Raw genomic sequence first — 9,320 nt, forward strand, 5'->3', positions numbered from 1 at the left:
CTGATTGGTAGCTCAAACCATTGTCCTTATGAACAAGGCAGCCAGGGGCGATGTACCGCTGGCTGCCTTGCTGCTGGTACCCGGCTTAAGGAGACGAATTATCCTCCAGCGATCATGAGGAAAAACTTGATCTCCTCTCCCTCTTCAAGCGGAGTCTCGGGTGAATCCATGTCTTTTTTAGACGCCTTGGCCAGGATCGGGGCGTTGAAATTATTCTCCTCCTGGTTCCAGAGCTGTTCAGGCATATTCTGGCTGTAGCGGTACCCAATCTCTGTCAGGAGGTCGCCATAAGTAGCTCCAGGCGCGAGGTCAACCCTGGTCGTTTTTACTCCGACAAAATCCGCTAAGATCCCATGAAAGATGGCTTTGACCGTCACTATGGATACATGTCCTCTGCGATATGGTTCAGGCCCAGTTCGATCAGTTTTTCCTTGGTGGGCCTGCCTGTCTCCCAATCCCACTTACGATAGTTATAATAATCCTTGAGCAGCAGGTCCATGTCCGGTACCTGGCCGGGTATGTTGCCATCCGTATAAGCCTGAAGCACAATCTTGGGCAGCCTGTCTCCCTCCCTGGTCAGGCCGAGCTTATTGCTGATGGCCCGCTTGAGGTTGATGGACCGGTCGCCCGCGGTGAGGAGGTCTTCCGGGCTCACCTCCCACCCGGTCAGGGCGTTGAGGATTTGGGCAAGCTGCGTCGCGGAAAGGCTCGAGAACTTACAAAGCGTCAAAGCGTCAAAGAGGTCCTTGTAGCTCTGATACTTGGCCGCGGGCTCGGCCTTGCCCGCTGAGGACAGCCTGTCGCCAGGCATAATGCCCAGTTCCGGGATCGGGCCGCCCAGCTCCACGTTGTAGTAATCCCCCTTCAAATGGCACGCGCCTCTGGGGCCGGTGGCATAGGAAACAGCCAGCCCATGAAAGGCGCGGCCGTCGTGCATCGGTATCTCCAGGCCCTTGACCTGAGCCGCTTCGCCCTCGTCACGGCCAAACTCCCGGGCCATGGCCAGGGTGCCTTGCGAAAGAATCTTGCCGATACCTTTCTGATTGATAATCATCTCCAGGAGCTTCAGGATGGCCTGGCCGTCGCCCCACTTGATCTCCAGACCCGCCTTGCGTTTGGTCAGCACGCCCTGCTCATACAAATACATGGCATAGGCGATTGAAACGCCGGTGGAGATGGTGTCCAGGCCGTGGAGGTTGCAGATATAGTTGGCCTGAATGATGGTTTCCAGGTCATGGTTCAGGCACAGGGGGCCGAAGGCGGCCACGGTCTCATATTCCGGCCCGTCAATTTTCTCCAGGTCCGGCTTGAAATATTTCACCACACGGCCGCACCCGATAGGGCAGCCGCGGCAGGCATAGTTCTCAATGGTGTAAGCCTGGCGCAGGGCCTGGCCGGTGACCTTCTCGGCTTCGAATACGCTCTGGGTGTAATATTTAGCCGGGGTATCCCCCAGGGTCATGCCCATGTCCATGTATAGCAAGGTGCCGTATTCACGGTAGGCCACGGACATAAAATTACCCCTGATCGTGGCCACCGCCTCCTGGGACAGCGCTCTGACTTTCTCCGGTGCGGCCGACTCCGGCCTCATTCTGCCTCCGGCCGCCACGGCCTTCAGGTTCTTTGAGCCCATGAGCGCGCCCAGGCCGCAGCGCCCGGCGGCCCGTCCCTCATCGTTCATGACGCCGGCGTTCTTGAGCTGCTTCTCGCCGGCTGAGCCGATACAGGTTACGCTGACGTTTTCTTCACCAAGCTCCTTTTTAAGCGCCTCCTGGGTCTCATAAGAATCCTTGCCCCACAAGCCGGAGGCGTCTCTTATTTCAGCCGAACCATTACTGACATACAGGTACACCGGGTTATCGGCGCGCCCGGTGATGAAACAGCCGTCATACCCGGAACCCTTGAGCCGGAAAGGAAAAACCCCACCGCTGGTCGCCTCGCCCCACAGGCCGGTCGCGGGCGAGATGCCGCACACAGCGTAACGGCTGACCATAGGGATGGATGAACCGGTGAAGGGACCGGTGGCAAAAATGAGTGGGCTCTCCGGGCTTAAAGGGTCCATGCCTTCTTGCACATGGTCATAAATCAGCGCCGCGGCCAGCGTGGCCCCGCCGATGTATTTCTTCAAATCATCCTCAGAAAGGGGCATCTCCTCGGTCGTCCTGGCCCCTAAGTCCACCTTGAGAAATCGGCCGTGATATCCAAACATGGTTTCTACCTCCCTTAGAAGTTTATATCCTTACCTTCGTAAGCGTACCTGAATATCTCTTCACACTGGGCCTTGGTCATGGGCCTGGGGCTGAAGAAAGTGCTGATGTCCTCAAGGGCATAAAGCACCAGCTGGTCCATTTTTTCTTCAAACTCATCCTTCGGGATTCCCAGGTCCTTGAGGTTTAACGGGATGTCCAGCTCCTTGTAAAAGACTCGAAATCTTTCAACCAGATTGTTTAGCGTTTCCTCCTTGGTATCAGCCTCCACCCTGAGGGCTCGGGCTATGCCCAGGAATTTATCCGAAGTTTTATTATAGAATTGAAAGGTATAAGGGATAAAGACGCCGCAGGCCAGACCGTGGTGGACTTTGAAAAGACCGCCCAGGGAGTGGCCGAAACTGTGGGTCAGGGCGGTGGAGTTCGCCCCAAAGGCCATACCGGCGGTGCTGGCGGCTATGTGCATCCTCAATCTGGCCTCCCGGTCGCGGCCGTCCACATAAGCGCGCGGCAGGTATTTGAAGGTCATTTCAATCGCCGCCAGTGCCAAGGCGTCGGTTATTTCATTGCTGGATACAATGGCCATGGTGTCCGTGGCATGGGACAGGGCGTCCAGGCCCGTACCCACGGTCAGCCAGGGAGGCATGGTTACGGTGAAAGCTGGATCGAGTATGGCAAAATCAGGCAGCAGATCGGCATTGGCCAGAGGAATCTTCCGGTGGGCCGCGGCGTCGGTAACCACCGAAACAGGGGTGCATTCCGAGCCCGTGCCGCTGGTGGTGGGCACGGCCGCAAAGATGGCCTTCTTCCTCAAACCTAGGGTCTCAAGGGGCGAGAGCGCCCCCAGGTACTCTATGTCCGGCCGTTCATAATGGATCCAGGCCGCCTTGGCCCCATCCATGACCGATCCGCCGCCCACGGCTACGATCAAATCCGGCTCAAAAGCGGTCATAACCTCGCCGCACTCCTTCACGTTTTCCAGCGGCGGCTCGGGCAGGACTTTGTTCCAGGTCTCAGTGGCAAAGCCGCCGCCCTCAGCCGTTTTGGCCACGCGGCGCGCAAACCTTTCGGCTGCCTCGTCTGTCACGATAAACGCCCGTTTCTTTTCGCACCTCGCCCCCCACATGTCCACAGTGGAAGCCCCGAGTACCGGTCCTTCGGGAAAGACATTGGAACCCATAATTAAGGTCGGGGTGCTGAAGACCGTCGAAAGTCCCTTGACGGTGGTGGAAAGGGCCAGGGGGAAGAGTGCTTTAAGCATCGGGTCTAAAAACCAGTAGTCCATGATTACACCTCCATGCCTGTTAAGGTTTGGGTTAAGCCGAAGTTAACACACCATGCCTCTCCCCTGGAGCAGATTACGTTTGGCTTCTGAGGCATGGAAAAGGCACTTGACTAGATCAGGATAATTTTTTTTAATAAGTTTCTTGTCAATTAGGTTGTGGTTAAGATGGTTAAAAGATTTTTTCACCGAATATCTGCTTTTGAGGCTCCCGGCCTTGCCAGATTTCCTTAGTTTACCAGAACCAAAACAAAAAGATAAATAATTTATTTATGAGTGTACCAGACCATCAGAAACAATCAAGAACAATCGCCGCTCCTGGTCAAGGCGCTCAGTTCAATCCTGCTCCCAGGTGAAGACGATCTTGTTGTCCTTAAACTCTGCAATCTGTCTTTCGGTATAGCCCAGTTCAGTCAGCACCTCTTCAGTATGCTGACCTAGCCGGGGGGCAGGCCGCCTGATGATTCCGGACATGTCAGAGAATTGCGGCCCGACGCCCGGCTGCCGCACCAGTCCAATTTCTGTGTATTCCTGTTCATCGAAGAGGTCATTTTCCTCGCAGTGCCGGTCATGAATCAGTTCCTCGGCCGTCTGTCCCAGGGCGGCCGGCACCTGCGCCTGCTTCAGGACGGTGATCCAGTCCGCGGCAGGCCTGCCGCGAAAGGCGATGGTAAAAATTTTCACCAGGGCCTCGTCATTTTCTTTTCGCTTCTTAAGGCTTTCGAATCTGGGATCAGAGCCGAGCCTCTCCAGCTCCAGAACCTGACACAGGCTCTGCCACTGCCTCTCACTCTGGCATAACACAAAAATCCACCGGCCGTCCCTGGTCTGGTAGTGACGAAGGAGGGCGTTTTCGCCCAGGAGGTTTGAATCTCCCTTATCCTTATGCTTCATGCCGGCATAATCCATGAACTTGCCTGACTGAAGAGCGATCGAGGCGTTGGTCAGGGACGTCTCGACCCTTTGTCCCTTGCCCGTCCTGGCGCGGACCAGGAGAGCCAGGACGGCCCCGTAGGCGGCCAGCATGGGGCAGGCCAGATCGTTTATGGCGATCTGGTGATAAACCGGAGGTTTCCCCATGCCGCCTTGGCCGACCATCTGGCCGCTGCGGGCCTGAAGGAGAGGGTCATAGCCAGGCCAGGCGCTGTAAGGCCCTGTAGAACCGTGTCCCAGAGCTGATACGTATATAAGGTCCGGCTTGATTTTGATCAGGGAATCGTAGTCCAGACCGAGTTTATGCCACACGCCCCAGCGCGCGTTTTCCACGACTAGGTTGGATGTGGTGATGAGCTTATATATTATCTGTCTGCCTTGTTCCTTTTTGAGGTCAAGGGAGAGAGACCTCTTGCCGCGATTACACGCCAGGAAGCCTCCGCCGACGCTGCGCCAGGAATCACCGTCAGGCGGTTCGACCTTGATCACGTCCGCGCCCATATCAGCCAGGAGCATGGCGGCGTAAGGGCCGTTTATCATGGTGGTGAAGTCGGTTACCCGGATCCCATCCAGGGGATGCATGCGTGTACTCCTCGATTGCTTATATGACTTTTCGATCCCTAAGCCCGGCGATCTCCTGAGCGGAGTAACCCAGAAGCTTAGCCAGGACCACCTCGGTGTGCTCACCGTGCTTCGGGGAACGGCTTTTTACCCGGCCGGGCGTCAGCCCCAACTTGGCCGGGACTCCCATTTGGCGCACCATACCCAGGCCAGGCTCTTCCACCTCCACCACCATCTCGTTGGCCAGCACCTGGGGGTCATTGAGGAACTCTTCCACGGGCAGGGTCGGGGCGCAGGGGATATCCTCTGCCTTCAGGAACTCAAGCCATTCGTCCCTGGTTCTGGCCGAGAAGATTTCTTTAAACATGGAGATAACCTCTTCGTTTCTGGGCGGCAGAATCAGGAAAGGCGCGCCCTCAAAGAGAGGGTCAACCAGCCATTCGTCATGTCCCATGGCCAGGGCGAACTTGGTGAAAAAGGTGAAGTTTCCGAGGGCCAGGAAGAGCCACTGGCCGTCACTACCTTGGTAAAGCTTGTAGAGCGGCATTAGCCCCTGCGGGTCTGAGAATGGGATTCTGATCTTGTCTTTAAAGTCCACGAGCATGCCGCTGGCCGCGGCCATGGTCGAACCCAGCAGGGAGATTTCAACCTTCTGCCCCTGGCCGGTCATTTCACGCGCCAGCAGGGCGGTCGTGATGCTGAAGGCCGCCATGAAGGCGGTGTAGTAACTGGGCAGAGGCAGTACCAGGTAGGTCGGGAGACTATCCTCTCTTCCCCCTTGCTCCACATAAATTCCAGCGATAGACGCTACGATGGGGTCCCAGCCTGGCAGGTCACGGTACGGCCCTTTGCAGCCAAATCCGGAAATGGAACAGTAGATTATCCGGGGGTTCAGACGCCGCACCGTTTCAGAGCCGATACCCAGCCTCTCGGCTACACCGGGGCGGAAGTTCTCAATGATCACGTCAGCCTGTTCGGCCAGTTCCAGGGCCACGCGCTGGCCTTCTTCTTTTTTCAGGTCCAACGCCACGCCCTTCTTGCTGCGGTTTAAGACCATGAAACCAGGCTCATTGCGACAGGGGTCACCCGAAGGCCGCTCCACTTTAATGACCTCAGCGCCCTGCTCGGCTAAAAGCATGGCGGCGTAAGGGCCGGGGATGTAGTGACCAACATCAAGTACTCTGAAACCAGACAGCGCTTGCTCCATCGGATTGAAACCCCCAAATTTGAGTGCATGGCATTTAAAGATCAAACCACCCGGATTACAAAGTTGGGGCATACCTCGGCGCAATACCCGCACAGAATACATTTGGCCATATCCACGACCGATTGACCCTTTTTGCCTTTTGACTCGTCGGCCTGGGAGTAGTCAATGGAAAGGGCGCCCTGGTCGCAGGCTTCCACACAGTCGCCGCAGCCGACACACAGGTTATAAATCTTGAGGGCGCGTCGGACGGTTTCAACCTGAGCTAGCGTTTCTTTAGAAACCTCCCTGCCTTCAAAGATGCTGACGTTCATTTCCACCTCAGCCGGTGATTTCATGCCCACGCATATAGAATCCATGAGCCGGGTCTCTTGAAGAAACCTGAAAGCCTCCTGGGGTGACTGCCGCAAGTGTCCGCCGGCTAGAGGCTTCATGGCATAGAGACCCTTGCCTTGATTTTTTGCAAACTGGCAGGCCGTGATCATATCCTGGGCCGAACCATCGGGGATGCCCAGCCCTTGCGAGTTCAGGACCGGAAAGAGGACGTCAAAGTCAGGCTCGGCCGCGACGGCTTCAGCCGCTTCCACTTTATGCACCGAGGCGCCGATGGCCCGGATAAGCCCTTTTTCCTTGAGCCCGAGGAAGTAATCCAGGACTTCACGGCGATTTTGAAGGTCTTGAGCGCTATCAATGAGGTGGCAGTGGTAGATGTCAATATACTCTCTGTCAAGTTCTCTCAAGGATTCCTCAAAGGTTTTCTCAGCCTCCGGCCGGGTTCTGGCGTGGGTCTTGGTGGCGATGACCACATCGTTTTTGGCCTGGCCCAGGCCGAGGCGCAGGTGATTCTGGGTGCCATAGGAATGGGCGGTATCAAACAAGTTTATGCCCATTTCCACTGCCTTGGCAACGGCCGGGGCTCCTTGTTCCGGGGTTAAATCGGCCTGAATCCTTCCGAGAATAAGAGTCCCAAAAGAAAGCTCGGTGACCTTTATGCCGGTGCTGCCCAGGGTAACTTTTTTCAACGTCAAGCCTCCTGTAAAGGTTTGGTCAAAGTCATCTCCCTACCAGCTCCGCGGCTGCTATCATGTGACAGGAAATCCCCGTTTCACGCCGAAGTAATAGGAGTATAACAGTGGAGCGTCAATTTAGTAATATCGGTCAGGGAGCGAAGTCCCCTGACAAAAAAACGGCTGGCCCGCAAAACTAAGACGGCTCGAACGCACACCCGGTCTTTATATGTTATACGAGGTGTCCGCTGGTGGCATCTTTGAGGCGACCAGCTCCGAGTAATCCGGTACGGCGCCGAACTTGGGGTGTTTTTCCCATCCCGGAATCCCGGCCTCTCTTTTGGCCGCAGCCTTGTACATCTCCCAGTCACCGGTGGCGAAAAACATCATCTGCTGCGCTGCCAGGGACCCCTCGGCATGGATCTGGTGGCTCACATGCCGCCCGCTCGTGATATCATGCAAAAGCCTGATGGCCAGCAGCCGGTGTTCCGTGGGTATCCCGTCTTTCGCCCCGAGATACTTTTCCAGAAAGGGGCGTTCTTCCGGGTTATTCCAATCCCTGAAGGAAACTGGGTCGGCGGCAATACCTCCGCAAATGTCCTGAGCGATCTTGGTCGCCTCGTTGAAGTTAACCGCGTACATGTACTTCGCGATGTTGGTATAAAGCTGGTTAGGATTTACAAAATCCGTGCCCGATTCTATCTCGGGGAACATGCAGGCCGCCAGACTCAGGACCTTGAAGGCCTCGGTGAGCTGAACCAGCCAGGCTAATTTATCACGGATATGCGAGTACTTCTCCAGGCCGTTGTATTCGGCCATCAAGGCAGCTACACCGGTGAGGACTTCCAGCAGGGAGACCATGCGGCAGCAGGCAAAAAGACGGTGAAAGGTGCCAAAGAGGTAGGCGATATCCCGGGAAAACTGCCATTCGCCGCACATGAACACCCGCTCCCATGGCACAAAAACATCATCAAAGACGATCATGCATTCACCGTCCCCAACCCCGTGCGTGGCCGCTAACGGGTAATCCCAGATCGTTTCGTTGGTGGTGTGCTCCCTCATTTCAGGTTCGGAAGAGATGAGCGTGATGCCTTTTGCGTTCAGCGGGATGGCAAAGACGAGGGCGTAGTCCTTGTCCGGCTCCTGGTGCGTGCGGCAAGGCAGGACAATGGCCTCATTGGCGCTGGGCGTGGAACTGATGTGGTACTTGGCCCCCCTGACGATGATTCCATCTTTTTGCCGATCCACAACCCGGACATAGTAATCTTTATGCTGTATCTGGACCGAAGGGCGGAGGCTCCGGTCCCCCTTGACGTCTGTCATGGCCCCGGTAACTCCGATATCCGTTTGCTGCAGATACTTACGGTAGGCCTCAACCCGCTCCGTATAGCTGGTCCCCAGCTGCTTATCCATCCTGGAGGCGAGAACGGCTGAGGCCGTCAATGCGTCAACGCCCATGCTGTGAAGGCCCATACCGCCGTATCTGTGGCCTTCAATATACACTTCCCGCCGTCGGATCAGGTCTTCCTTGGTCTTGGCCGGTGTCCACAGGAAATGGACCTCTTCTCCCTCCTCGTTCTTAGTCACGAAGATGTCCCGGCGCTCGGGATCATTGCTGAGAACCCAGTCCATAGCGCCGCGCATAATGACCCGCCGCAGGATGGGGTGAGTGGTCACGTCCTTGACCCTTTCTCCCAGGTTGTAAATCACCCGGCCATCCCGCAAACTCTCCAGGTATTGCTCCACGGTTCTGATCATGATTCATCCTCCCCTTTAAAGATACTTCTGAATTAATAAGAACTTGTGTAAGTTACTATTCCAGGATAAGAAGTATAGAGGTGTCTGGGCGGTGTGTCAATGATGGAAAGAAATTGAATTGTCGTGTTTTCAAACACAGGTAACACTTCGAGGGATGTAAACTGGGATAGCCTTCGCTCACCCTCAACAGGCGCCTCGGTTCGGTTTTTTTGGCCATAAAGCTTTGAATATCTTTAAAAGATTTATTCATATTTGAGTAAAGGGAAGCTTTATCAGTTTCGTGTCAGAGAATTTCTTCCTCACCCGCTTGGTCTGGCGATAGGAAAGGTCCATCTTTATGCTGACCTCCTTTAATGTTATCCGCCCTT

The 9,320-nt window shown here is 55.6% G+C and carries 7 protein-coding genes; all 7 read right to left on the reverse strand.

Annotated features, from left to right (window positions below; translation table 11 throughout):
- Nucleotides 1-98: 98 nt before the first annotated feature.
- Nucleotides 99-377, reverse strand: coding sequence for a MoaD/ThiS family protein (locus JRI95_14575; protein MBW2062766.1), 279 nt, complete (start codon nt 375-377; stop codon nt 99-101).
- Nucleotides 377-2,209 carry an aldehyde ferredoxin oxidoreductase family protein gene (locus tag JRI95_14580; GenBank protein MBW2062767.1) on the reverse strand — a complete coding sequence of 611 codons (1,833 nt, stop codon included), beginning with the start codon at nt 2,207-2,209 and terminating at the stop codon, nt 377-379. Before JRI95_14580 ends, JRI95_14575 begins: the two co-directional genes overlap by 1 nt.
- A 14-nt stretch (nt 2,210-2,223) precedes the next feature.
- Complete coding sequence (locus tag JRI95_14585) at nt 2,224-3,492, reverse strand: iron-containing alcohol dehydrogenase (GenBank protein MBW2062768.1); 1,269 nt, start codon at nt 3,490-3,492, stop codon at nt 2,224-2,226.
- Between the two features lie 333 nt (nt 3,493-3,825).
- The gene (locus JRI95_14590) at nt 3,826-5,004 is read right to left on the reverse strand and encodes a CoA transferase (GenBank protein ID MBW2062769.1); all 1,179 of its coding nucleotides are present in this window, start codon (nt 5,002-5,004) and stop codon (nt 3,826-3,828) included.
- 19 nt (nt 5,005-5,023) lie between these two features.
- Nucleotides 5,024-6,190: a CoA transferase gene (locus JRI95_14595; protein ID MBW2062770.1), complete on the reverse strand. Its 1,167-nt coding sequence runs from the start codon at nt 6,188-6,190 to the stop codon at nt 5,024-5,026.
- A 41-nt stretch (nt 6,191-6,231) separates the two neighbouring features.
- Nucleotides 6,232-7,209, reverse strand: coding sequence for an aldo/keto reductase (locus JRI95_14600; protein MBW2062771.1), 978 nt, complete (start codon nt 7,207-7,209; stop codon nt 6,232-6,234).
- Between the two features lie 210 nt (nt 7,210-7,419).
- Entirely contained in the window at nt 7,420-8,952 is a 1,533-nt protein-coding gene (locus JRI95_14605) for a hypothetical protein (GenBank protein ID MBW2062772.1), read from the reverse strand.
- Between the last annotated feature and the right edge of the window lie 368 nt (nt 8,953-9,320).

It is taken from the genome of Deltaproteobacteria bacterium (genome assembly GCA_019308995.1).
Lineage (GTDB): Bacteria > Desulfobacterota > Desulfarculia > Adiutricales > JAFDHD01 > JAFDHD01.